Source organism: Vreelandella zhanjiangensis DSM 21076 (genome assembly GCF_000377665.1).
GTDB lineage: Bacteria > Pseudomonadota > Gammaproteobacteria > Pseudomonadales > Halomonadaceae > Vreelandella > Vreelandella zhanjiangensis.
On sequence record NZ_KB898650.1, the window covers coordinates 51,797 to 76,648 of the forward strand.

Annotated in this window: 23 protein-coding genes and 1 other RNA gene; 8 read left to right on the forward strand and 16 right to left on the reverse strand. The window is 53.0% G+C overall.

Annotated features, from left to right (window positions below; all coding sequences use genetic code 11):
* Positions 1-2: 2 nt before the first annotated feature.
* The 5 genes from D467_RS0110995 to grpE form a co-directional block, all read right to left on the reverse strand.
* Positions 3-758, reverse strand: a complete 756-nt coding sequence (locus D467_RS0110995; protein ID WP_018917576.1) for a gluconate 2-dehydrogenase subunit 3 family protein — start codon at positions 756-758, stop codon at positions 3-5.
* 306 nt (positions 759-1,064) lie between these two features.
* A complete protein-coding gene (locus tag D467_RS0111000; protein ID WP_018917577.1) occupies positions 1,065-1,964 on the reverse strand; it encodes a DMT family transporter in 900 nt (299 codons plus the stop codon).
* A gap of 83 nt (positions 1,965-2,047) precedes the next feature.
* Complete coding sequence (dnaJ, locus tag D467_RS0111005) at positions 2,048-3,202, reverse strand: molecular chaperone DnaJ (RefSeq protein ID WP_018917578.1); 1,155 nt, start codon at positions 3,200-3,202, stop codon at positions 2,048-2,050.
* Positions 3,203-3,340: 138 nt separating this feature from the next.
* A complete protein-coding gene (gene dnaK, locus D467_RS0111010) occupies positions 3,341-5,272 on the reverse strand; it encodes a molecular chaperone DnaK (RefSeq protein WP_018917579.1) in 1,932 nt (643 codons plus the stop codon).
* Positions 5,273-5,401: 129 nt separating this feature from the next.
* Positions 5,402-6,031: a nucleotide exchange factor GrpE gene (gene grpE / locus D467_RS0111015; RefSeq protein ID WP_018917580.1), complete on the reverse strand. Its 630-nt coding sequence runs from the start codon at positions 6,029-6,031 to the stop codon at positions 5,402-5,404.
* A 228-nt stretch (positions 6,032-6,259) separates the two neighbouring features.
* On the opposite strand from grpE, the gene recN reads away from it, so the two are divergent.
* A complete protein-coding gene (gene recN, locus D467_RS0111020) occupies positions 6,260-7,933 on the forward strand; it encodes a DNA repair protein RecN (protein WP_018917581.1) in 1,674 nt (557 codons plus the stop codon).
* Between the two features lie 130 nt (positions 7,934-8,063).
* Here the strand turns inward: recN and fur are convergent, their stop codons facing one another.
* Positions 8,064-8,516, reverse strand: a complete 453-nt coding sequence (gene fur / locus D467_RS0111025) for a ferric iron uptake transcriptional regulator (protein ID WP_018917582.1) — start codon at positions 8,514-8,516, stop codon at positions 8,064-8,066.
* Between the two features lie 72 nt (positions 8,517-8,588).
* On the opposite strand from fur, the gene D467_RS0111030 reads away from it, so the two are divergent.
* On the forward strand, positions 8,589-9,059 hold the full coding sequence (locus D467_RS0111030) for an outer membrane protein assembly factor BamE (protein WP_040460426.1): 471 nt from the start codon (positions 8,589-8,591) through the stop codon (positions 9,057-9,059).
* Between the two features lie 3 nt (positions 9,060-9,062).
* Here D467_RS0111030 and D467_RS0111035 read toward each other — a convergent pair whose 3' ends face one another.
* Together D467_RS0111035 and D467_RS0111040 are read right to left on the reverse strand one after the other, a co-directional pair.
* Positions 9,063-9,374 (reverse strand): RnfH family protein, encoded by a 312-nt coding sequence (locus D467_RS0111035; RefSeq protein WP_018917584.1) that lies wholly within the window; start codon positions 9,372-9,374, stop codon positions 9,063-9,065.
* Entirely contained in the window at positions 9,364-9,798 is a 435-nt protein-coding gene (locus D467_RS0111040; RefSeq protein WP_018917585.1) for a type II toxin-antitoxin system RatA family toxin, read from the reverse strand. Before D467_RS0111040 ends, D467_RS0111035 begins: the two co-directional genes overlap by 11 nt.
* A gap of 126 nt (positions 9,799-9,924) precedes the next feature.
* On the opposite strand from D467_RS0111040, the gene smpB reads away from it, so the two are divergent.
* Together smpB and ssrA are read left to right on the forward strand one after the other, a co-directional pair.
* Positions 9,925-10,416, forward strand: coding sequence for an SsrA-binding protein SmpB (gene smpB, locus D467_RS0111045; protein ID WP_018917586.1), 492 nt, complete (start codon positions 9,925-9,927; stop codon positions 10,414-10,416).
* Positions 10,417-10,461: 45 nt separating this feature from the next.
* Positions 10,462-10,839: a transfer-messenger RNA gene (gene ssrA / locus D467_RS19695) on the forward strand.
* A gap of 65 nt (positions 10,840-10,904) precedes the next feature.
* Here the strand turns inward: ssrA and D467_RS0111050 are convergent.
* Together D467_RS0111050 and D467_RS0111055 are read right to left on the reverse strand one after the other, a co-directional pair.
* Complete coding sequence (locus D467_RS0111050; RefSeq protein WP_018917587.1) at positions 10,905-11,303, reverse strand: lysozyme inhibitor LprI family protein; 399 nt, start codon at positions 11,301-11,303, stop codon at positions 10,905-10,907.
* 149 nt (positions 11,304-11,452) lie between these two features.
* Positions 11,453-12,181, reverse strand: a complete 729-nt coding sequence (locus tag D467_RS0111055; protein ID WP_018917588.1) for a metal-binding protein ZinT — start codon at positions 12,179-12,181, stop codon at positions 11,453-11,455.
* Between the two features lie 366 nt (positions 12,182-12,547).
* On the opposite strand from D467_RS0111055, the gene D467_RS0111060 reads away from it, so the two are divergent.
* The 3 genes from D467_RS0111060 to D467_RS0111070 all read left to right on the forward strand — a co-directional run bounded on the left by D467_RS0111060 (position 12,548) and on the right by D467_RS0111070 (position 15,260).
* Positions 12,548-13,573 (forward strand): CNNM domain-containing protein, encoded by a 1,026-nt coding sequence (locus D467_RS0111060; protein ID WP_018917589.1) that lies wholly within the window; start codon positions 12,548-12,550, stop codon positions 13,571-13,573.
* A 122-nt stretch (positions 13,574-13,695) separates the two neighbouring features.
* Positions 13,696-14,655, forward strand: coding sequence for a calcium/sodium antiporter (locus tag D467_RS0111065; protein WP_026285726.1), 960 nt, complete (start codon positions 13,696-13,698; stop codon positions 14,653-14,655).
* Between the two features lie 59 nt (positions 14,656-14,714).
* A complete protein-coding gene (locus D467_RS0111070; protein ID WP_018917591.1) occupies positions 14,715-15,260 on the forward strand; it encodes a hypothetical protein in 546 nt (181 codons plus the stop codon).
* Positions 15,261-15,322: 62 nt separating this feature from the next.
* Here the strand turns inward: D467_RS0111070 and D467_RS0111075 are convergent, their stop codons facing one another.
* Positions 15,323-17,116, reverse strand: a complete 1,794-nt coding sequence (locus D467_RS0111075) for a TRAP transporter permease (protein ID WP_018917592.1) — start codon at positions 17,114-17,116, stop codon at positions 15,323-15,325.
* Positions 17,117-17,201: 85 nt separating this feature from the next.
* The gene (locus tag D467_RS0111080) at positions 17,202-18,170 is read right to left on the reverse strand and encodes a TAXI family TRAP transporter solute-binding subunit (protein WP_018917593.1); all 969 of its coding nucleotides are present in this window, start codon (positions 18,168-18,170) and stop codon (positions 17,202-17,204) included.
* A 536-nt stretch (positions 18,171-18,706) separates the two neighbouring features.
* Between D467_RS0111080 and nhaD the strand changes: the two genes are divergently transcribed.
* Positions 18,707-20,182: a sodium:proton antiporter NhaD gene (nhaD, locus tag D467_RS0111085; protein WP_018917594.1), complete on the forward strand. Its 1,476-nt coding sequence runs from the start codon at positions 18,707-18,709 to the stop codon at positions 20,180-20,182.
* A 64-nt stretch (positions 20,183-20,246) separates the two neighbouring features.
* On the opposite strand, the gene D467_RS0111090 is transcribed toward nhaD, so the two are convergent.
* From D467_RS0111090 to D467_RS0111105, 4 genes are all read right to left on the reverse strand, one after another.
* Positions 20,247-22,829 (reverse strand): EAL domain-containing protein, encoded by a 2,583-nt coding sequence (locus D467_RS0111090; RefSeq protein WP_018917595.1) that lies wholly within the window; start codon positions 22,827-22,829, stop codon positions 20,247-20,249.
* 35 nt (positions 22,830-22,864) lie between these two features.
* On the reverse strand, positions 22,865-23,536 hold the full coding sequence (locus D467_RS0111095) for a glutathione S-transferase (protein ID WP_018917596.1): 672 nt from the start codon (positions 23,534-23,536) through the stop codon (positions 22,865-22,867).
* A gap of 136 nt (positions 23,537-23,672) precedes the next feature.
* Positions 23,673-24,251 (reverse strand): putative antibiotic biosynthesis monooxygenase, encoded by a 579-nt coding sequence (locus tag D467_RS0111100; protein ID WP_018917597.1) that lies wholly within the window; start codon positions 24,249-24,251, stop codon positions 23,673-23,675.
* Between the two features lie 281 nt (positions 24,252-24,532).
* Positions 24,533-24,760, reverse strand: coding sequence for a DUF2835 family protein (locus D467_RS0111105; protein ID WP_018917598.1), 228 nt, complete (start codon positions 24,758-24,760; stop codon positions 24,533-24,535).
* Between the last annotated feature and the right edge of the window lie 92 nt (positions 24,761-24,852).

Sequence of the window (24,852 nt, forward strand, 5' to 3'; positions counted from 1 at the left end):
CCCTACGCTTGCCAGTCAGGACGGCCGCCGATGCTTACCGGCTCAAATCCCAGATCTTCATTGTGTCGTTCAACGTAATCGCGGTAGTCGTAGCGGGCACCCGGAAAGCCCAACATCTTCCAGGACACCATGTCGCGATTGCCGCCGTACAACGGATCGGCAAAGAATCCCTCCATGGTGTTCTGCAGCACGATCTCGAAAAATACCAGTGTGTCGATATCGTCGAGCTGAATCTCCTCTCCCTCCAGCTGGGTCAACAACTGATCACGCTGTTCAGCGCTCAGCTCAGCAAAGGTGGCGCCATGTTCGTTTCGGCAATGATCGTTGAGCGCACCCAGCCCCAGACGATAGCGCTGCTGCGGAGTCAAGGCCGACTGATCGCCCTGTTCGGGCGTGCCATCCTGAAACGGGCCATGCATATAGAGCCGCTCGGAACCGCCGTAGGCACCCGCCAGCTGACGATCGATAAATACCGCGCAGCCAGCGTCCTTTCCACTCATGCTCAGGTCGTCGGCAGGAATCAGGCGTTCAACAATGGCCTCAACGGTTGCGGCCTCGTCGTCGGTGAAGAATTGCCAACCCGCATCGGTATCAACCGGCGGCACGGCATTATTGGAGAGGGGTTTCCACTCGGGCGTTCCTCTAACAGTCAACGCCTGAACCGGGCTGGAAGCACCGATTAAAAGCGCTGCCGAAGATCCCAGGAGTTCTCTTCGAGTCAGACCGCTAGGCTTGGCGGTATCGTTTTTCTTGCTCATCACGGTTCCCTTGAATTGTCTTGACCCGCCTGCGGGAGCAGTTGAATGAGTGCGGGCCATTACCGTCAGCATTTAGACACGGTCAAATAAGATAACTTGCTAACTATTATTAAACATAGGAGACGTGGCCAGTTACTGCAACACCCGCATCGAATTTGGCGAGAGAGCAGAGACACACAGCCGATTACGGAAGAATTAATGCGATGAGAGAAGGTGCCCAGCAAAGAAATGATGACGCCAGCGTTTGTTACGCCAAACGTATAAAGTAGCGGCCCTTCGAGCCATGCTTGAAGGGCCGCCCTCAGCTTATCGTCGAAGAAGCTGTTTAAACCGCCGCCCCTCCAGGGCGGCAAGCGCCACCCCGCTCAACATCAGCGGTAGCGCCAACAGAAAACTGCTCGATACCGGGATACCGAACAGCACCCAGTCAGCCGCTACCGGCCAAATCAGCGCGATATACTCAAACGGTGCAAGCCGCGACGCTTCGGCATAGCGTAGCGCCAGGGTCATCGCAATATGCGCCGCCCCGCCAAACAGCCCCGAGAGCACCAAAAGCCCAAACGCCTTAGGATCAAGTGCCGCCCACCCAAGCGGCAACGTGGCCAGCCCCGCGAGTGCAGACACCAGAATAAAGTAAAAGGCGATAGACGCGGCCGTCTCAGTGCGCGAAATTCGCCTAACGGTGAGCAGTGCCCCCGCCGTTAGCAACGCGCTTAGCGCACCCAACGCATAGCCGGTCATCTGGCCACTTTCAGCGCTGGCATCAAGGCCGGGCAATACCAGCACCGCCATACCGGCAAGCGCCAGTACAATGGCGCCTGCTCGGAAGAACGAGAACTTCTCGCCCAATAGCAGCACTCCACCTACCGCCATAAACACCGGCGTTAGCTGAGCCAACAGCGTCGCCTCTGCAACGGGCAGTAGCGCTACCGCCGCAAATGAAGCAAACATCGCCGCCGCCCCCAACCCCGAACGCAGCGCATGACCCAGCGGGCGCCGTGTAGCCAGCCCACCCGGAAACTCCCGACGAATCACCAGGAAAATCACGATGGGTAACAACGCAAACAGTGAGCGGAAGAACACCGACTGCCCCACCGGCACTTCATCACTCACCGCTTTAATACACACCAGCATGCCGGTAAACAGCAGCCCGGAAAGAATTCTGAGCCAGATACCCAAGGCAGGTCTTTCTTGCAAGCTATCCATTACGCTTTATGTTCCTGAAACGTCAAAAACCCCCGGCCTGGGCCGAGGGTCTGCGGAACCTAACGCTTACCGCTACGTCAGGATCAAGGCTTCATCTCTTCAAAGAACTTCTTAACGCTATCGAAGAAGCCGGTTTTCTTGGGCGAGTGGCTGTGGCTATTGCTGCCTTCCAAGCTTTCCTGGAATTTACGCAGCAGGTCGCGCTGCTCGTCACCCAGATTGACCGGTGTTTCGATGACGACTTTGCAGAGCAAGTCGCCCGGCGCGCCGCCGCGAACAGGCTTCACACCTTTGCCGCGCAGGCGGAAGAGCTTGCCGGTTTGGGTTTCGGGCGGAATCTTGAGCTTAACGCGGCCATCGAGCGTAGGTACTTCAAGCTCGCCACCGAGGGCTGCATCCACAAAATTGATCGGCACGTCGCAGTGCAGGTTCTTACCATCGCGCTGGAAGATATGGTGCGCTTTGATAGAGACCTGAACGTACAGATCGCCCGCTGGACCACCGTTGACGCCGCTTTCGCCTTCGCCGTTCAGACGAATACGATCACCGGTATCGACACCCGGCGGAATCTTCACGGAAAGCGTACGCGTTTCACGCACCCGGCCTTCGCCGTTACATTTGTGGCATGGCACTTTGATGTGCTGGCCGCTGCCGTGACAAGTCGGGCAGGTTTGCTGTACCGCAAAGAAGCCCTGCTGCATGCGTACCTGGCCGTGACCATGGCACGTGGGGCAGGTTTCCTTGGTAGAGCCAGGCTCGGCGCCTTCGCCATCACAACGGTCGCATTCAATATGGCGTGGTACACGGATATCCACCGTAGTACCGGCAACCGCGCTTTCCAGATCAAGCTCCAGGTTATAGCGCAGATCCGAGCCACGAGCGGGTGCATTAGGGCCACGACGACGGCCGCCGCCACCCCCGAAGATATCGCCAAATACATCGCCGAAGATGTCGCTAAAGTCGCCAGCGCCACCCCCACCAAAACCACCGCCGCCGAAGCCGCCGCCCTGGCCATCCACACCCGCATGACCAAATTGATCATAGGCCGCGCGTTTCTCGCCGTCGCTTAAAACTTCATAAGCTTCCGACACCTCACGGAATTTTTCCGCGGAGGTGTTATCGTCTGGGTTTCGATCAGGGTGAAATTTCTGCGCCAGGCGGCGGTAGGCCTTTTTGATCTCTTTCTGATCAGCCCCTTTATCGACACCCAGGACTTCGTAATAATCGCGTTTGGACATGGGTCCTACGCCTCCTGGTTAGCTATGCACTTAACGGCACATTTACATGTGCGTCTAACTATGTGCGTCTTGGCCGCGGAAACAGCAACGCGGGAGGTATCCCCCCGCGTTAACTTCTTCCTTGGCAGAAAGAGAATCTTACTGTTTTTTGTCGTCGTTGACTTCTTCGTACTCGGCGTCAACCACGTCGTCTTCCGGCTTGGCGCTGGCGTTATCAGCACCTTCACCGCCTTCTTGCTGAGCGGCTTCAGCCTGCTCTGCGTACATCTTCTGAGCCAGCTGACCAGACGCTTCGGTCAGTGCATCCAGTTTCTGCTGAATGTTGTCCGTGTCATCAGTTTTGACGGCTTCTTCCAGCTCGCTGATCGCAGTCTCGATAGCCTGTTTCTCATCATCCGTCGCTTTGTCGCCCGCTTCCTGCACGGTTTTGCGCGTCGCGTGGATCATGCCGTCAGCCTGGTTACGCAGCTGTACCAGCGCTTCGAATTTTTTATCTTCGTCAGCGTGGGCTTCAGCGTCGCGTACCATTTGATCGATCTCTTCATCAGACAGACCGCTGGACGCTTTAATGACAATCGACTGCTCTTTACCGGTCGCCTTGTCTTTAGCTGAAACGTTCAGAATACCATTGGCATCCAGGTCAAATGCCACTTCGATCTGCGGAACACCGCGCGGTGCCGGGGGCAGGTCGCTCAGGTCAAAACGACCCAGCGATTTGTTCTGCGCCACTTGCTTGCGCTCACCTTGGGCGACATGAATGGTCACGGCCGTCTGGTTGTCATCCGCGGTGGAGAAGGTTTGGGTCTTCTTCGTCGGGATGGTGGTGTTCTTCTCGATCAGCGGCGTCATCACGCCACCCAGGGTTTCGATACCCAGAGTCAGCGGGGTAACGTCAAGCAGCAGTACGTCTTTCACGTCGCCGCCCAGCACGCCACCTTGAATCGCTGCACCTACGGCAACCGCTTCGTCAGGGTTAACGTCTTTACGCGCTTCTTTACCGAAGAAGTCAGCCGCTTTCTTCTGCACCATCGGCATACGTGTCTGGCCACCGACCAGAATCACTTCGTCGATTTCAGAGGCAGACAGGCCAGCATCTTTCAGGGCCATCTTGCAAGGCTCGAGCGAGCGCTGAACCAGATCTTCTACCAGCGACTCAAGCTTGGCACGGGTCACCTTAACGTTAAGGTGTTTCGGGCCAGTGTTGTCGGCAGTAATGTAGGGCAGGTTAACGTCGGTCTGCTGGGCGCTGGAAAGCTCGATCTTGGCTTTCTCGGCCGCTTCTTTCAGACGCTGCATGGCCAGGTTGTCGCCAGACAGGTCGATACCGCTGTCAGACTTGAACTGGTCAACCAGGTAGTTGATCAGCGCCAAATCGAAATCTTCACCGCCCAGGAAGGTATCGCCGTTGGTGGCGAGTACTTCGAACTGGGTTTCGCCTTCAACGTCGGCGATTTCGATGATAGAGATATCGAACGTACCGCCACCCAGGTCATAAACCGCGATGGTTTTATCGCCGCGTGACTTGTCCATGCCGTAGGCAAGCGCAGCTGCAGTCGGCTCGTTAATAATACGCTTAACGTCCAGACCTGCGATGCGGCCTGCATCTTTGGTCGCCTGGCGCTGGCTGTCGTTGAAGTAAGCCGGTACGGTGATAACCGCTTCCGTTACCGCTTCACCGAGATAGTCTTCGGCGGTTTTCTTCATTTTCTTCAGCACTTCCGCGCTTACCTGCGGCGGTGCCATTTTTTTGCCTTTAACTTCTACCCACGCGTCACCGTTGTCGGCTTCAGCGATCTTGTACGGCACCATCTTGATGTCTTTTTGAACGACGTCGTCCTTGAAGCGACGGCCGATCAGACGCTTGATGGCGTACAGGGTGTTTTCCGGGTTGGTAACTGCCTGGCGTTTGGCCGCCTGACCTACCAGGGTTTCGCCATCGTCGGTGTAAGCGATAATGGAAGGCGTAGTGCGGCCGCCTTCGGCATTTTCGATAACCTTAGCACTGTCACCATCAAGTACCGCCACACAAGAGTTGGTGGTACCTAGGTCAATACCAATAATACGTCCCATAGCAAAAACCTCGAATTCAGTTGTCTCAATACTTAAAACGTTTGCGGGAATTCCCGCAGGGTTGGCCTTTATCTGGGGGCCGCCAGTAACTTTTCAAGGGCTTTTTTTGCGCTTTTAGCCACTCAAGGCTTAATTTGCCTTCTGACTGACCACTACCATCGCCGGGCGAACCAAACGGCCGTTGAGCAGGTAACCTTTCTGCATCACATCCATTACGGTGTTCGGCTCGAGCTCGGGGTTGGGTACCATGGCCATAGCTTCGTGCACCTGGGGGTCGAAGGGCTCGCCCTGAGGCTCAATGCTTTCAACGCCAAAGCGGTTAAGCACGTCGAGCTGCATTTTCAGCGTCATGGAAACACCTTCGCGGTGTACATCAGAGGCGCCGTCCTGCATGGACTCAAGAGCCTTTTCCAGACTATCCACCACGGGCAGCAGGTCCTTGACGAACTTTTCCAAGGCAAATTTGCGCGCTTTATCCGCTTCCTGCTCGGCACGACGGCGAACATTTTGCGCTTCGGCAGCGGCGCGTAGCGCCTGATCCTTGGCTTCAGCCAGGCTCTGCTCAAGCTCTTCCACCTGGGCGGCCAGCACTTCGGCTTCGGGGTTGCTCAGGCTACCTTCAAGCGGCGCTTCATCATTGATCAGCCCCTCAAGGTCGCCATTGATCAGGCGCTCTTCAACGTCTTGATCGGTCATGTCGGCCTCTTGCTCTTGGCGGGCCAGCTCGTCATCTAACGGAGTTTGCGGTTCTTTTGCCATGCCATGCTCCTAAAAAATGCGGCGGGGCCTTACTAAAGGGCCCTGCGATGCCTATAGAAAAGCTTTCACTAAAGCGTTTATAAAAAATTTTAAATACGTCTGCACGCTATATGGGGGCCATAAAAGCCATCTCAAGAGGGGCATTGAAGTGAGTTATCGACTACTGTATAAAACAACAACCATTGGATAAGTATCCAGCTTCTGCGTCGCACCGCCTCAGGGGGCCTCATGCTTACTCAGCTAGCGATTCAAGATTACGCCATTGTCGACCGCCTTGAGCTTGACCTGACCCACGGCATGACCGCCATTACTGGGGAAACAGGTGCAGGCAAATCCATCCTGCTAGGGGCCCTTGGCCTGTGCCTTGGCGAACGCGCCGATGCGGGCAGCGTGCGCCACGGGCGTGAGCGCACCGATCTTTCTGCGCGCTTCGATATTCAGCGCCTGCCCGCGGCCGTCGAATGGCTGGCCGCTCGCGAACTGCCCACCGATGAGTGCCTGCTGCGCCGGGTGGTGACGGCAAGCGGCCGCTCAAAAGCATGGATCAACGGTCAGCCTGCAACGATCACCGACCTGAAATCTCTCGGCGAGCAGCTGATACAGATACATGGCCAGCATGCTCACCAGGCGCTAATGCGCGAAGAAGTGCATCTGGCCCTGCTGGATGACTACGCCGGTTTGCATGAAGCGCGTAGCCAGCTATCAGAGACCTACCGCGAATGGCGCACTGCCCGGCGGCGGCTCAAAAAACTCAGTGAAGAAGGAAGCGAGGTAGAGGCCAAGCGCCAGCTGCTGCGCTACCAGCTAGAAGAGCTGGACCAGTTAAGCCTCGGCGAAAGCGAACTGCAGACGCTGGAAGAAGAGCAGCAAACGCTTGCCCACGCTGAAGAAACCCTGCGTGAAACCCAGCTTGCTGCCGACTGCTGCGCAAGCGACGACGGCGGCGCGCTGTCACTTCTCAATCAGGCCTATGCCCACTTGAGCGCCCTACCGGGTAGCGATAAAGGCATGCTGGCCAATACGCTTGCCATGCTGGGCGATGCGCGCATTCAGGTGGAAGAAGCCGCCAGCGAGCTGCACCGCTTTGCCAGCACCACTGAGCTTGACCCTGAGCGTTTAGCCTGGGTGGACGAGCGCCTGGCCGATATCCATCGCGTAGCGCGTAAGCATCACGTGGCGCCAGAAGAAGTCTGCACGTTGCATACAGAACTTCAGCAGGAAGTGGCTCAGCTAGAAGCCAGCGATGATGACCTTGAGGCGCTGGGCAACCAGGTGGCCGAGTGCCGTGAACGCTACCGCAGCGACGCGAAGAAGATCAGCGAGGCCCGCCAAAAGGCAGCTCTGCGCCTAGGCAAGGAAGTACAGCAACAGTTGGCTTTCTTGGCGATGGGTAAGGCACGCTTTGAAGTAGCGGTTTCCGCTCGTGAAACGCCGACACCTGAAGGTCTGGATAACGTGCAGTTTTTAATTAGCGCCAACCCAGGCCAGCCTGCGCGCCCGTTAGCCAAAGTTGCCTCTGGCGGCGAGCTTTCGCGCATTAGCTTGGCGATTCAGGTGGTAGCGGCCTCGCACTCGACCATTCCAAGCCTGGTATTTGATGAAGTGGACGTGGGTATTTCAGGCGCCACGGCGGAAATCGTCGGTCAGCTGCTGCGCAAGCTGGGCGAAAATGGCCAGGTAATGACCGTTACGCACTTGCCCCAGGTGGCGGCACAAGCGCATCAGCATCTGCATATAGAAAAGCATGCCAAACGCGATACCACACTTACCCACATGGCGTTACTCGACGAGCGTGGCCGCATCAGCGAGCTTGCCCGTATGCTGGGCGGGGTAAAGCTTTCCGACCAAACGCTGGCGCACGCTCGCGAAATGCTGCATGCCAGCCAACGCCCTCCGCATTAATCGCACCTGCCCGTTCCCTCATCGATAATTATTAGCCACGCAAAACACCCCCATCCCGCTTCCTGTCTAAACAGGGGCAGCATGGGGGTTTTAGGCTGTGGCTAAAAAATAGCTGGCTGGGGCTAGCCGCCTATTTTTTGTTGATCGACACGTTGACCTGGCGCGTTACGTCCGACCCACGAGGGCGCACATAAAGTACCAAGGCATGATCGACCAGCTCATAGCCGTGCTCTTCGGCGATCTCTTGCTGACGTCGTTCGATGATGTCATCGAGAAACTCGATGATTTCACCACTTTCTAGACACACCATATGGTCGTGGTGGTCTTCTTGCGTCATCTCAAATACTGCATGGCCGCCGTCAAAATTATGACGAATTACCAAACCGGCTGACTCAAATTGGGTCAGCACGCGGTAAACGGTTGCCAAGCCAACATCCTCGCCCGCATCAATCAGTGTTTTATACACTTCTTCTGCGCTAAGGTGGTGTTGACCCGAAGCATTTTCGAGAATCTGAAGGATCTTGACGCGCGGCAGGGTCACTTTCAGCCCGGCTTTGCGCAGTTCATGGTTCTGATCGGCCATGGTTGCTCTTCGCAGTAACAGGTTAGGTCGGGTATGATCGACCGAAACCACGATAGTGAAGAACAGGCTCAAATGCAAAAATTGACTCGCATCATCACACTTTCCGTTGCCCTTACCGTTGTAAGTGGCTGTAGTTACGTTGGCGTTTACAAGCGTGACATTCCGCAAGGCAACCTGGTGACTAAAGAAATGGTCAACCAGCTTCAGCCAGGCATGACTCAGGAGCAGGTTACCTACGTAATGGGTCGCCCGCTGATGGAGGCGCCGTTTGATTCCAACCAATGGGATTATGTGTACCGTTTGGACGAAGCTTACGGTGGCGTTGAACAACGCCGCGTAACGCTGACGTTCGATCCGTCGGGCCGATTATCCAATGTACAGCAGCAAGGCGATTTCTCAGGCGATCTTCCGGTCAGCACAGACACTGGCCTTGGGCCAGCTCTTGAAGGCGCTGATCCGTTAGACGCGCTTCCTCAGGAGAGTATTCGGACACAGACACCTGAGACGGCACCTGCGCCTCAGCCGATCCTGCGCTCCGAGTAACGCTTACTGGCCACTCGCCTGGCGCTTTGCACGCTCCAGGCGGGCGGCCTTTGGGTCGATCTGCAGAGGGCGGTACACTTCAACGCGATCCCCGGCACGCAATGTTTGCGTATCGGGATTGCGCAGCGCCTTGCCAAAAATTCCCAGCGGCGCCTTGGTGAACGTATCTTCGGTCAGCTCGGGGAAGAGCTCTGGCAAGTTAGCCAGTGCCACGGCTTGGCGCGCAGTCGTGCCTTGAGGCACCTGTAAGGCCACCAGGCGCTGTTTGGCAGGCAATGCAAAGGCTACCTCTACTGGCAGGCTGTTATCGCCCATACAGCTCGTCAGCGCGTTTGGTGAAGGCATCTACCAGTTGGCCAGCAATTTGCTGGAATAAACGTCCAAAAGCCATGCTTAACAGACGGCTGGCAAATTCAAACTCCATTTCCAGGCTGACTTTGCAGGCATTTTCTCCCATCGGGGTAAAAAGCCAGCGCCCTTTTAAGCGTTTAAACGGCCCTTTCACCAACGACATTTCAATTTGTTCGGGGGTAAACAGTTCGTTACGCGTAGTGATGGTTTGCTCCACCCCCGCGCGACCCAGGGTCATTTCCCCGATTAAATGGGTTTCGTCACGCTCAAGTAAGCGTGCCCGACTGCAACCCGGCAAAAATTCGGGGTAGCGTTCGAAATCGTTGACCAGATCGAACATTTGCTGGGGGGTGTGCCGCACCAAGGCGGAACGATTGACGGTTGGCATTGACCTCTCCGCTGACTTCACAGTGCCCAAAGCGTATCATGGGAAACATTTTTTCAGACCTTGAATGGTATCACGCCTCCCCATATAACGAAGGGGGTGCCACTGACAGATTACAGATGAGGTTTCATGGCCACTAAGAAAGGTAACAGTAAGGGCCCCGGCAGCAGCGTCATTGCCCAGAACAAGAAGGCACGGTTTGAGTACCATATTGACGAAACCTTCGAGGCAGGTCTTGTGCTCGCGGGCTGGGAAGTCAAAAGCCTGCGCGCCGGTAAAGCCCAGCTCACCGACACCTATATTCTGGTGCGCAACGGCGAGGCGTTTTTATTGGGTAGCCATATCATGCCGCTCAACACGGCAAGCACCCATGAAATAGCCGACCCCACGCGTACCCGTAAATTGTTGCTGCATCGTAAAGAAATAGCCAAAATCTTTTCGATTACTCAGGACAAGGGCCACACCTGCGTGCCGCTCAAGCTCTACTGGAAGCGCAATAAAGTGAAGTGTGAATTGGCGCTGGTGACCGGTAAGCAGCTGCATGACAAGCGTGCGACAGAAAAAGATCGTGACTGGAGTCGTCAAAAAGGTCGAATTATGCGGGAACATAACAAGGCATAACTGGTCAATTACTTGTGAGCACGTTAGAATGCTCACCTGAAATAAGGGGGCGACATGGTTTCGACGCCGGTGACAACCCTTGCGGTGCATGCCGAGAGCGTGATGTATCTCGTAAATCCCACATCACGAAAAATAGTCGCAAATGACGAAAACTACGCTCAAGGCGCGCTAGCAGCTTAAACTGTTAGCTTCTTGTCTGGCCCCAAGGTGATGTGCCTATTCATCATTGAGGGGATACGAGCTAAAGCTGATAGGACCGCGTTTGGTGGTGTCTTCTCGCCAAGCGTTAAATTTTAGAAGGCTCGCGTTGCTGAATCCTGATCGTCGGAGTCAGTGACGTTAAAACAAATGACGAAATCTAAGCATGTAGAGCCAATAGGCGCGTGCTGGCGGACGCGGGTTCAATTCCCGCCGCCTCCACCAGACACCCCTTCGAATCAAGCACCTTTAGGTGCTTTTTTCGTTTCTACAGTCAGCCTTTGCATTAGCTACCTGACGCAGCTCAGGTCACCCTCTTCGCAGCTGCCATGCTCTTGCAGTCTCTGCGTGCGCGCTCTAGTGAGTGCTTCAAGACAGCCATTGCGTACCATAGGCTGAGCGCTGCCGCCTTCTACTGCACTACTCTCGAACGCACATTCAGCGTCACGAAAACCAATCCACTTGCGCTGGGCCGCTCTGAGCTTTTCAAGTGACGACCCATTATTCTCAAGCCTTCCGATCAGTGCCTGATAAGCCTCGTTAAGCTCATCATCAGCCATTTGATACGTTTGCGCCGAGCACTGGGTCATTTCCATCTGTGTTTTAGGACTATCACACTCTTCATTGGCGCTTACCCAGCCGCTGAAAATCAAAAGCCCCACGCCTGTCCATAGTGACCATAATCGCATCGTGATACCTATTGCTGGTTAATAAAGCCAAAGCGGCAACATTCGTTTTATCTGCACTACAGATTAGCTCCTTTTTCATGCTCTCATAACAGCAAGACGCCAGCAGTTCTGCTGGCGTCTATAACTACCTATAAAACAGCAACTCAATCTTAGTGAGCGATCATTTCTTCAACAATTTCATCACCGTTTAACTCAGACGGGTAGTATGTCGGCCAGTGAGTGACTTCTTCCAGCAGAGCTTCGCGGTCATCACCCCAGTAAAGATGGAAGTGGTGCGCGTCGGTTGGGTAGATATCGTGGTCGCTGAATTGAATGTACTGGGGAAGATTGTCAGCGGCGTCCTCGCCCTCTAGTTCGAAAATAAACCGTACGCCGCGGTTGCCCGCTTCGTAGGTTAAAATTTCGTAGCCATCATATTGATACTCGCCCGTGTTCTCTTCTCCGTTTTCGTAGAAGGTGACGTTATTGCCTTCGATAACGATACGGTCAACCGCTGTTTGGTAACCGGTGCCGTAGTACTCCTTGTACTCTTCCGCCGTTTTATCGCCATGCTCGGCTTTATGGTCAAACACTTTATCCAGCGTGCCATCTTCTAGATAGGGATAGACGGACTGCCAATCGCCTTCCCAATCAGAAAGCGGGCGGTCCGCCACCTGATCATCACTAAAATGCCCTGAATAGATATCGCTGTTGTGATCATGTCTGTGGTCATGCGAATGGTCATGGCCATGAGAGTGGTCGTGTGAATGATTATGTGAGTGGCCATGATCATGGTCGTGGTGTTCATGCTTGTCATCTGCAACCACCGACTGAATACCTGCCAATGCCAGCGAGCTGATGGCTAATGCGCTGAGTGCTTTGGATGAGAGTAACGGCATCTTTCAGACTTCCTTTTCCAGTGAATGGATTATTCTTAAACAAGCCATAAAGATACAATATAACATTTCATTCATCAAACCCAACGAACCGTACCTGAGATGTCAAAAAAAGCACCAAAGGAGATGTAGTGGTGCTTGGCAAGCACTGTATTGAGCGGGGTCACGGCTACATAAGCTTGCTGTTAATTTGATTATTTTGCGAGAGATTACCTCAATAAGCCCTTCTTAAAAAATTGTGCGCTTCATATCATCATGCTCATTCGAAGAAACTTTATTAAATAACATAAATTAGGTCTTTAAGAGCTTATTGACAGTTTAAGCAGCTTAACTATAAAGAGATTAAACCTCTTAACTCTGTGAGCGAATATGGTACTTTTAACGATAATTGTTATTTTAACTATTTCAGCCTCTTTCCTATGCTCGATACTTGAAGCCTCGTTACTCTCGATTACCCCAAGCTATATCGCTCAATTAAAAGAAGAACGTCCTAAATTACATAAAGCACTTGATACGTTAAAAGCCAACATCGACCGTCCGCTCGCGGCTATTTTAACACTTAACACCATCGCCAATACGGCTGGCGCTACGGGAATAGGCGCCCAGGTAGCCGCTTTGTTTGGGGATGTTTATGTCGCTGTGGCTTCGGCAGTCATGACGATTTTAATTCTGGTTTTCTCAGAAATTATTCCTAAAACGTTAGGTGCTAACTATTGGCGTCGTTTAGCACCTTTTCTGCCGCCTATTTTAAATACCTTGATGGTGGTGTTAATGCCGTTTATCTGGCTATCAAAAATGATTACCCGGCGGCTGGGTGAGGCAGATGAAGGTATTGATTTGCGTAGCGAAATAAAAGTATTAGCGCGTGCAGGTCTGGAAGAAAAAGTAATGGATAACGATGAAACACGCACCATTACCAATATTTTGAACCTGCATGAAATTCCGGTAACTGAGGCGATGACGCCACGCGCTGTCAGTGAAACGGTCGCACCGGATATGACCGTGGCCGATTTCGATGAACGCTTCGGCAAGCTCTCTTTTACACGTTACCCTGTCATGGACACTAACGAGCAGGCCTTAGGCTATATACATAAGCTCGATATTTATCACGCCGAACCGGATAGCACCATGCAGGCATTGATGCATCCCATGGGAGCTATCGCCGACAGCGCAAGCGTTGAGCAGGTATTTTCAGATATGCTCACCAGCCGTCACCATATGCGGGTGATTTATGACGAGCATGGCACCTGGCTTGGTATCATTACCCTTGAAGACGTTATCGAAACTATTCTGGGCCAGGATATTGTGGATGAAACAGATAAAATTCAAAACCTTAGAAATCATGCTAAACAGCGCTGGCTCAAACAAGTAAAGTCCGACACACCCCTTCAATAGTGAACTCCTGGCCAATATTTTATCTTCTTAAGCGTTAAAAGAATTGGTCTCGCTATGTATTAAATTAACGCTTATAGTCGCTGACATTAGGCGTTGAGGCTTCATGGTGGAGACCATTTATGCTGCTTTATGGACTGAGTTTACTAGCAGGTATTGCGCTTTTAACGCTAGGCGGTGAAGGGTTGATTCGCGGCGCCGTCGCTGGAGCCAAACGGCTGGGTGTTTCACCGCTTTTTACCGGGCTCGTTATTGTAGGGTTTGGTACCTCATCGCCCGAGCTGGTGGTCTCGATCCACGCCGCCATGAACCAGCAGCCCGATATCGCGATTGGTAACGTGGTCGGCAGCAATATTGGCAACATCTTATTGATCCTTGGCATTTGCGCCCTAATCTGTCCGATGACCACCCAGCCACAGGCGCTCAAGCGCGATGGACTGGTGATGATGCTGGCGGCAGTGCTATTCATTGCTTTAGCTTTCAACGGCAGTCTAGGGCGTTTTGATGCGGCCATACTGCTTGTTAGCCTGACGGCCTATCTAATATGGGCCTACCGCAGCGAAAGTGGCCAGCATACCCCTTCCGCCGAGCTGCATGCCGCGGAGGCAGACGAAGTTACCAAGCTGCCCAGCAGTACGCTATTTATCGTGATGGCTTTAATTGGTGGACTGGCCCTGCTGATCGGCGGGTCTCAACTGTTGCTCTATGGCGCCATCGGTATTGCCCAGGCAATGGGCATTTCAGAAGCGGTTATTGGGCTTACCATTGTAGCTATTGGCACATCACTGCCTGAGCTTGCTGTCTCGGTCATTGCGGCTCTACGGCGGCATGCCGATGTGGCAGTGGGTAATATCCTGGGCAGCAATATCTTTAACATACTTGGCATACTGGGCGTGTCCGCCTTCTTGCAGCCGCTAGCGCTGGTTGAACGCATGGCTTCATTTGATCAGTGGGTAATGCTGGGTGCCTCCGCGCTTCTTATTGCATTCCTCTATACCGGCCTGCGCTTATCGCGTGGCGAGGGACTATTACTCCTAGTGGGATACATAGCGTATTTGACAGCCAGCTTTACGGTGATTAGTTAGGTGTTGTACGACAACGGCTTGCGCTCGACCATACGATGTTAACAGCATAAGGAAGCACAGTGATTCTTGGTACTCTTGGGCCTGAAGGCAGCAATCATGCGTTAATTGCTGGACGCTACCTCAAACGTCGGGCGGCGCAAGGCAGCCAATACATTTTCTTCGATACGTTTGAGGCAGCTTTCGAGGCACTGCTGGCCGGTGAGCTAACCCATGTACTGCAATGTACGGCCCATTTCAGCCATGCCGACTGCGTAGGTCGCTATATGCATCGTGCCTTTCCAGTAGATACGTTTATTGCGGGCAGTAAGCCGCTGGCGCTGCTCGCCCGTCGTGATGCGCCCGAACCAGAGCATATTGCGCTTCAGCCTGCCACGCGTTACTACACTGATTTAAGCGCGTTCAAGACGATCATTGAGGCACCGACAACGGTGGCCGTCGCCAATGGATTAATTGAAGGTCATTATCAGGCCGGTATTTGTGCAGAAGAAGCATTGGCCCAGGCACCTGAAACGCTGACCTTGGTACGCTCGCTTGGACCCGCTATTGATACCTGGGTTATCTATGCCACCGAAGCCTTAAATGAAGATTCGCCGCTGCGCATGTAGTGCTTTTGCTTTTAATAGTGCGTTTCACGTTAGCGCACATTGGCAGCGACGAATCCGGCAAGTTAGATCGCGAAGATAATCAGCGCGCCCACCACCACAAGCACCAGGCGCAGCCATAGCGCTTTATTCGCAATGACGCCAAAGGAGATCGCGCCCAGGCCTACGGCCACCTTAGCGGTATCAAACAGCGCGCCAGCAGGGTCAAAGGCAAGCCGAATCATGTCAGGATTAGCCACCATGGCCAGCGGAATTACATAAAGCCCGATGCCCAGCGCCATGGCCTTAAGCGCTACTTTGAGCCAGTTCTCCCCTACCATACCCGCCGCGATAAATACCCCACCGCATACCGGCGGTGTAATCGTCGACAGCAGCGCATACCAGAACACAAACAGGTGAGCGAGCAGCGGCTCAAGGCCTAGCGACGTTAGCGCAGGCCCCGCTACCGAGACACAAATGACATAGGCCGCCGTAGTGGGTACTTCCATACCCAATATCAAACAGGCAAGCGCCGTCAACAAAAGCGCAGGCCACAGCATATCGTTGGAAAGCGACAGGATACCCGACGTGATTTTGACCCCAAGCCCGGTCAGCGAGAGCACGCCTATCACCAAAGAGGCGCAAATAATGATGGCACCAATCATGGCAATTTGCTGCCCGGCAGATACCATAGCCAGGGTAAAGCGCTGCACAAATCCTTGAAATGAAAAGCGTAGCGTGACGTTGAAAAACAGAAGCGCTAGCCCGGCAAAAATCGCAATGCTCGCCGCGTACTGTGGCGTATATCCACCTACGAAAATACATACCAGAAGAAGTACAAAAGGCACTGCAAAAAACAGCGAGGTAATCAGCACTTCTTTCCGTTTGGGTCGCTCGTCTTCGGCAACAGGCTGGAGATCGTGGCGCGTGGCATAGGCGTTAATACCTATCCAAACGGTCAGAAAGTAAAGAAAAGCGGGCAAAACAGCGGCTGCCATAATCTGTGTGTAAGGCGTTCCGGTCAGTTCGACCATGACAAACGCCCCAGCCCCCATTAGCGGCGGCATAATTTGCCCGCCTGAGGAAGCCACCGCTTCCACCGCTCCCGCCAAGGATTTTGGATAGCGCAGGCGCACCATTGAGGGAATAGTAATCGCCCCGGTAGACGCCACGTTGGCCGAAGCGGAGCCTGAAATTGACCCCATTAGTGCCGAAGAAATGACCGCGACTTTAGCGGCGCCGCCGGTCAAGCGACCTGCCATAGCGCCCGCTAAGTTCATAAACCCCTGGCCCGCTTCACCCGCGTTAAGCACCGCGCCAAATATAACGAAGATTGCGACGACGCCCACACTAACACCGGTAAGCGACCCCCAAAGCCCACCTTCAGCAATGGTAAGCGTACCCACCATGCTCTGTAGGGGAATACCCGGATGACCAAATGTACCTGGAACATACTGCCCGAAGGCGCCATACAGCAAGGCAAGTAACGCCACCAACGGCAGCGGCCAGCCGATGGCTCGCCGCGCCGCCTCAAGTGCCAGCGCGATCAGAAAAACGCCAATAGCCATTTGCAGATGGCTGTCGATAAACCCGTACTGATTGGCAAGCGCCGCTTCGTTCAGTGCGATATAGCCACACGCCGCGATACCCAGCGCTGTCAGCACCCAGCCACTTGCCCGCTGCCAAGGCGTTTTCGCCATAAAGATCAACACCCACGGCAGCAATAGCGCCATATGCAGCGGCCGGCTAATCAGCGCCGGGGTCAAGCCGTAAAAAATAAGTCCCAGATGAAAGGCCACGCTTAAGCTGCCCAGCGCTACCCAGCCACCAGCAGCAGCAGGAGCCTTATCGCTTGGTGTTGACGTTGAAAAAAGAGTCATGCCTTATGCCTGTTGAAAACTAACCATCAATAAATAGCGACGCCACGAAGCGCGCTTCGTGGCGTCGGCACTGCTTAGAAGAGAATTAACGTAGTGACTCAGGGACCTCGACACTTACTTCGTCGTAATATCGTAAAGCACCGGTATGCAGCGTACCTGCCATATTGGCAAGCTGATCAGGCGTAATACCGCCCCACCACGCGGTCTCTTCAGCCATGGCATCACGACGTTCCCAGAAGGTTTTGGTCAACGTATACGCGGTTTCGTCATCCATTTGTGACGTGGTATATGCCATGACCGGCAACGAGGTGGTATGTACGTCCTCATTAATACCGGGGTAAGTGCCACCAGGAATGGTCTGGGGCGCCGCACCGGTCATCTCGATTTGCTCATCGGTGAGGCTCACCATCGCAATCGGCATACTGGCGGCCACTTCAATGATGTTAGGCGTTGGGTAGGAGCTGGCCGTTACAAACCCATCAATCTGACCGTTTTTCAGCGCATCGGGGCCACTGCCTAGCGCAGCATCCGCTATCTGCACACTCTCCTCCAACCCGAACAGGGTTAGGTAGCGTTCGGCTTCTCGAGCGCCGAAGGTGCCGCGGCCGATTAGAAGGTGCTTGCCTTCAAGCGCCTCAATACCTACAGCGCCTGCATCTTCCGCCAGGATAAAGTGCATGGTAATTGCGGGGATGGGAAACAGGCCGCGAATCTCCTGAAAACGCGGGTTCTGGCGTTCGGCAAACGGCCCTTCACCGGCCATTGCTTGCTCAACCAAAGCCGGAGGCGTGGTAAAAACGTAGTTGCCTTGACGTGCCATCACTTCCATGACGTTCTGAACCGACCCCTGGCTCTCTTCCAGCGTAAGAACGATGTCATCATTCGTCCCCTGGCGGATGGCTTCAGATAACTCCACGCCCATTTGATAATAGGCGGTTCCCGCCGTAGCAGATTTATAGGTAACGCGTGTATCCGCCTGGGCCGTGAAACTTAGTGAAAGTGTGGTGACCACTATTAAAGGCGTACATAGAGCAGAGCGTAGAAAAGGGAGCATGGGCAATTCCTAATATTCAGCGACCTTAATGGTCTGATTTTTTGTCGCGCTGAAGGTGTGGCGTGTCTCAACAAGCCAGGCTACGAGCCGTATCTGGCTCAGCCAACATAGCATGTAAAGTGCCCATCAGGAACGCTCCTCAGGCCTAAAATGAACTGGCTGGCGCTCGCCCTGAAACGACACGTCATACAAGTGGCCTGAATCAGGAACCACCAGACGCATTCTAAATAAAATTTACAACAGTGAATACTAATATTAAAACGTTATTAAACGTTCGTTTTATTAACCCTTCGTCTTATTATTATTCACTCATTATCATGGGATGATTTAGCAATCGCAGCGTGACACTTATTCACTTTTAAACGGCACAGACGTTTATTAACTAACTTACTGTTAGCAAAACGGATAATTTATAAAAAAGCCATCATCATTTAGTGATCGCTCTTTTTTGATTTTTGTCTTTAGCAGCCAAGCGGGTTGTTACACCTATCTCGATGATTAACGCCTTCTAATAAACTTAAAAAGGATAATACACTATGTTGACGCAGCACCATGAGCTAGGCCAGCCACGAGTTTCTCGTCGCTGGCTTTTTTTGTTGGCCGTTTTGCTATTGTTTTATAGCACCTCGACCTTGGCTGTCACCGGGGAGCTCGATTTAACCTCATCGGCCGTTGGATTTTTTGCTGTCGCGATCTTTGTTCTAGCGTATGCCTTGGTGATGGCAGAAGAAAAGATCCATATGCGCAAGTCCAAGCCGGTCTTGGTGGCGGCGGGGATTATCTGGTGCCTGATCGGCTGGGTGTATGTTCAAAACGGCATGTCCGACACGTCAGAATACGCGTTTCGTATGACGCTTTTAGAGTTCACCGAGCTGATGCTGTTTCTGCTGGTTGCGATGACCTATATCAACGCCATGGAAGAGCGTCGGGTATTCGATGCCTTACGCTCCTGGATGCTGCGTAAAGGATTTAGCTATCGCTCGCTGTTCTGGCTGACCGGCGGGCTAGCCTTTGTCCTTTCTCCAATTGCCGATAACTTAACCACAGCGCTACTCATGTGTGCGGTAATTACCAAGGTTGCTGAAGGCGATAAGCGGTTTATCAATTTAGCGTGTATTAATATTGTCGTCGCCGCCAACGCAGGGGGGGCATTTAGCCCGTTTGGCGACATTACTACGCTGATGGTGTGGCAAGCGGGGATTATCCATTTTCAGGAGTTCTTTACGCTCTTCTTGCCCTCTCTGGTTAATTTCTTGATTCCTGCTGTAGTGATGAGCCTGTGCATTAAGAATCAAAAGCCCACCAGCGTGTATGAAGATGTTCAGCTTAAGCGCGGTGCCCGACGCATTATTGGGCTTTTTTTACTCACGATTGCTACCGCCGTGATGTGCCACACGCTCCTGGACTTACCGCCAGTGCTCGGCATGATGACTGGGCTTGGCTATCTTCAGTTCTTTGGCTTCTACCTGCGCAAGAGCCTGCCCCGCTCGCTGGAGCGTAAGCGTGAACGCTACAGTCGGCGCGGGGATAACAAAAAACTGGCGCAATTGGGTAGTGTGGTGCCATTTGATGTATTTAATCGAGTGGCGCGAGCCGAGTGGGACACACTGCTGTTTTTCTACGGTGTGGTCATGTGCGTAGGTGGGCTTGGCTTTATGGGCTATCTGAGCCTGCTTTCCGATTTGCTTTATACAAACTGGGATGCCACCTGGGCCAACATTGTGCTGGGAGTGGTTTCCGCCGTGGTCGATAACATTCCAGTGATGTTTGCCGTTCTGACCATGCAACCGGAAATGTCGCACGGCCACTGGCTGCTGATTACGCTAACCGCCGGGGTTGGAGGAAGCCTGCTTTCCATAGGTTCTGCCGCAGGCGTTGCGGTAATGGGTCAGGCAAGAGGTTCCTACACGTTTATGGGCCATTTACGCTGGACACCGGTGATTGCGCTGGGCTATGTCGCCAGTATTGCCGTTCATCTGTGGCTTAACGCAGGCAGCTTTACCAACTATTGATACGGCCTAGGTAAGACAGGTTTATCACGTTTATATAACGCCCTGGCTCAGGGCGTTATCGCTTTTAATAGCTTTCAAACAAGTATTCGATGGGCGTGGGCCGCCCAAACAGATAGCCCTGATAACGGTAACAGCCATGGCCCTTTAGCCAATCCAGCTGCTCTTTTTTCTCCACGCCTTCGGCTACCACGGTTAACCCCAGGCTCACGGCCAAAAGAATGGTGGTATCAACAATCGCCGCGTCGGCTTTATCCGTTAGCAGTTCGCGAATAAACGACTGATCAATTTTCAGCTCATCCAACGGCAGCCGTTTAAGGTAGCTCAGTGACGAATAACCCGTACCAAAGTCATCGATGGCAAAGCGAATACCTTGAGCACGCAGTTTAAGCATCGTATTGCGTACCCGCGTTGGCTCACGCATTAGCAGACTTTCAGTTACCTCCAGCACCAGCCGTCCTGGCGGTGCCTGGGTCTGGGCGAGCAGCCCTTCCAGGTTGCGTACAAACTCAGGCTGCTGAAACTGGACGGAGCTAACGTTTACGGAAATAGTCAACGCCGCATAAGAGGCTTGATTGGCCCATTTGGCAAGCTGCTCACAGGCGGACTGAAGCACCCAGTAGCCAATGGGTATGATAAGTCCATTCTCTTCTGCCAGAGGAATAAAGGTAGACGGCGGCACCCAGCCACGCTGAGGGTGATACCAACGTAAAAGCGCTTCGACCCCGGTCGTCTTGCCTTGATGGTCTACCTGTACCTGATAGTGCAGCGCAAGCTCTTTGCGCTCTAGAGCATGACGTAAATCGCCTTCAAGGTTTGTCCGCTCAATGAGGCTGGTTTGCATATCCTGATTAAAAAATCGCAGCGTGCTGCCGCCCGACGCTTTGGCTTGCTGTAACGCAAGGTCGGCCTGTTGCAACACGCGGTTCATACTGTGATCGGCACCATCGAACAGCGCAATGCCAATACTCGCATTGACCGGCAGCGGACGGTTAGCGCGCAGTTGGGCAACGGCATCCAGCAATTGCCGGGCGGCACGCTCAGCGTTCAGTGCTGCTTCTGCCTGATGCTCGCCGAGTCTTGCCAGAAGGGCAACAAACTCATCACCACTGAAGCGCGCCAGCACTGCGCTCTCGGGTAAATAATGACGCAGCTGCTTGGCAACATCGATTAACAACTGGTCGCCACTTTCATGGCCTTGTATATCGTTGACCAAATGGAAGTTATCCAGATCGATTACTAACAATGCGCTATACGGGCGCGTAGTGTTTTCCTGTTCGATCTCCCACGTCAGCGACTCCATCAATAAGCGCCGATTGGGCAGTCCTGTCAGCACATCGTAAAACGCCAGATGATTGGTGCGCGACTGCATTTCCAGATAGTCCGTCAGCTCGGTTGAAATACCGCACAGGCTGGCAGGTGTTCCTGGTGATAGTGACAGCGGCATTTTGATGGTTAAGAATGTGCGCACCTGATCACTATTTTGCAGCACCTTGTTCTCTTCAATAGTTACCTTTCTACCTGTCTCCATTACGCTGCGATCGACCTGAGCGATTTCGTGCGCGGTCGTACTATCAAAAAAGTCCTTATCGCTTTTGCCCAGGATTTGCTCTGCCGGCAAGCCAAATAGTTCACTCATCTTCTGGTTTACAAACTGATAATGCAGAGACGGCGTTTTAATATAGATATACGCATCAACGCTATCCAAAATGGTTGCCAGCATCACTTTATTGGCGTCGAGCTGTTTCCGGTTAGATGCCATACGTCGCTTTAACCACAGCGCGCTGCTCAATACGATAATGCAGAAAGCGGCCAGCAGCCCCAGACACCACCATAGCCACATAGGGATAGCCTCTGGCGGCTGCTCTTCAGCACGCCAGGCACGCAGCGTGCTGAAATACTCAGAGCGAGGATCCCGCTTCCAGCGGCGCAGCACTTGGTCAATACGCTCCAGCACTGCTTTCGATAAAGTGGGCGAACCTGCGAAAAAGAGCCGGATGGGCTGAAAGATAATCGCCGTTTCATAAAGCCCGTAATTATGTGCGCGCCAGTCGCCAAACAGATGATCCGAAACCGCTAGATCAGCCTGGCCCATCGCGACGGCCTGGAAGCCTTCCGCATAGCTATCCACCGTCAGCCAGGAGAGCATCACATCAAAGCGTTCCGTCACCGCTGTCAGGTAATTTTGCTGAATAGAACCCTGCACCACCGCAATACGCTTGCCCTCAAGGTCAAGGATTGCCTCCACTCCCTCGCCTTCATGCTGATAGAGCTGCGACCAGCTGTGCATCACGGGTTCACTATGAAAAGCTAGGTGTCTGGCGCGTTCTTCACTCCAGGCGACATCAGGCACAAGGTCGATGTCACCTTGCGCAAGCAGATCAAGGCAGTGCTGAAATTCACAGGCGATGCTTTCAAGCTGCCAATCTTCTTGCTTGGCAATCGCTTCAAGCAGCTCACCTAAAATACCTCGCAGCTGTCCTTTATCGTCTACAAACAGTTTGGGCGGATTATGATAAACCCCAACCAATAAGGTCTCATTCGCCATGCTCGAAAAAGCTAAACTGCATGACCCCAGCAATATGCCTGCATTGACGGCCCACCGCCGAGGGCGGTTTACAGTCACCGCGTTTTTAGGCAGACGCAGCATTCCCCTTGGAACAAACATCGCGAGCATAATAAGGATTACTCGCCAGGCATGGTAAGTGGCCCGGCACGCTCGATTACCCGCTGCCAGGCGGGATCGGCCTCAATGCGCTTAACAAAACTTGCAATAGCCGGATACGCCGCCAACGATTGTGTTGCCTGCATGGCCTGAAGTGGAAAGCTCATTTGAATATCGGCACCACTTGGCCACTCACCAGCAAAACTACCTTTTTGAGCCAAGTGATTTTCAATGAAGCCTAGATGCCGCTTGAGCTGAGGATTTAAGTAGCGCTGGCTAACCTTGTCGTTGATTCCTTTAGCCAGCGGTTTAATAAACCAGGGAGACTGTTTAGGCACCTGTTTAAATACCAGCTGCATTACTATTAGAGGCATTAAGGAGCCTTCGGCATAGTGTAGCCAATACCGATAATCTACCCAGTCATGAGTTTTATCAAAAGAAGGTTGTAAGCGACCATTGCCATACGTTTGTACTAAATAATCAATAATTGCGCCCGATTCTGCGACCACAAGTTCGCCGTCCGAAATAACCGGTGACTTTCCCAAAGGATGAATCTTTTTTAATGCTTCAGGTGCTTGCTGGGTTTTACTATCGCGTGAGTAAAGATGTATTTCATATTCTAATTCAAGTGCTTCGAGAAGCCATAAAACTCGGTGAGAACGTGACTTTTCCAGATGATGAACTTGGATCATATAATACTCCATGGAAGCGACGTGCTATGCAGGCTTTGCGCCCACGCCCGTTATCCTTTTCCTGCAAGCATATTCAGCTTAGCAGCGTTGCTTACCAGGGAGTAATATCTAAGTAAAAAAGACTTATATGTCAGATTTATGTTCGAGGTACATGACGCAGACGTGCCCAGATATCCAACAGCGACCATTTACCTTGAAGCCAAGGCGATAAAAGACGGGTCGAAAGCGGGATAAACACAAACACCATCACCGGCGTCAACATCAGAGTACTCACCAGCACCCGAGGAATTAACGCCCAGTCGCTCAATACATCGCCAAATACCCATTGAAAGAGAAGCGAGATGGGGAAAAACGCCAACCAGACGGCTACAGCCTGCTTCCAACGTGGAGGGGTGCGGCCTGAAGCAGTTTGAAACCAAGCATCCAGCCCCGTAGCGCGATGTTCATGAGGAGCATCATAAAGCCCTTTTCCACGCATTAGCCAAGCGTTGCGTGAAGCAGAATGCTCCCACGCATGCAGGGTTTCACTACTGCTGAAGCGAAAGATAATCTGATATTCATCATCATGGTTGGGCGGTGCAAGCACACCCGAACCCAGGTAGCCTGGAAAATCAGCGGCCAGTTCGCGGCCTTCGTTCAACCATCGATTAAAATCATGATAACGGCCGCTGGCAATGCGCCGCGCTACCATCAATGTGACAGGTGAGGCAGACATGGTATATCTCCTGAGATAACCACAACCGATGCTGGGTAAGCAGGTTGTAAACGATCCGGCGGATAAGCCTGAACGTGTTAACGGCATAAGCGAGGAATACCGCTTATGAGATAGCGTGATTATATAGACAACAGCCATGTCATGTACGGGTTATTTAGCAGGTAGCATCAAGCACTTTTAACCTGTTCGGAACACGACAGGCCGCGTTAGAAAACGTTTGGAAGCCATCGCTATTACACTATGTTTCAGTAGCTAAGCACGCTGAACCTGCAAAATATGCACTAACGATGAGAGAGTGGCTGGATACTCGTAAAACGTCCTTGCGCTGAAAACTCCAAGCGGAAAACGCCATGAACACCGTTTTGCCCTACCACACGTCGAATGGCGTCGGAGGGAAACACTACCCAACGCCCATCTACGCTGCGGGTGCGCACATTGGCAATGCGCCCTTCGTAATGGGCCAGGCATTCATCAGGGCTAAGATGAATAATCACATCAATGGATGGCATAGCGGTATCGGTTAAAAACAGTTATGCAGCAAGTAACATACTCTTGCACGCTTTTATTGGTTTGCGGATACGCTATAGTAACGCAACCGAAC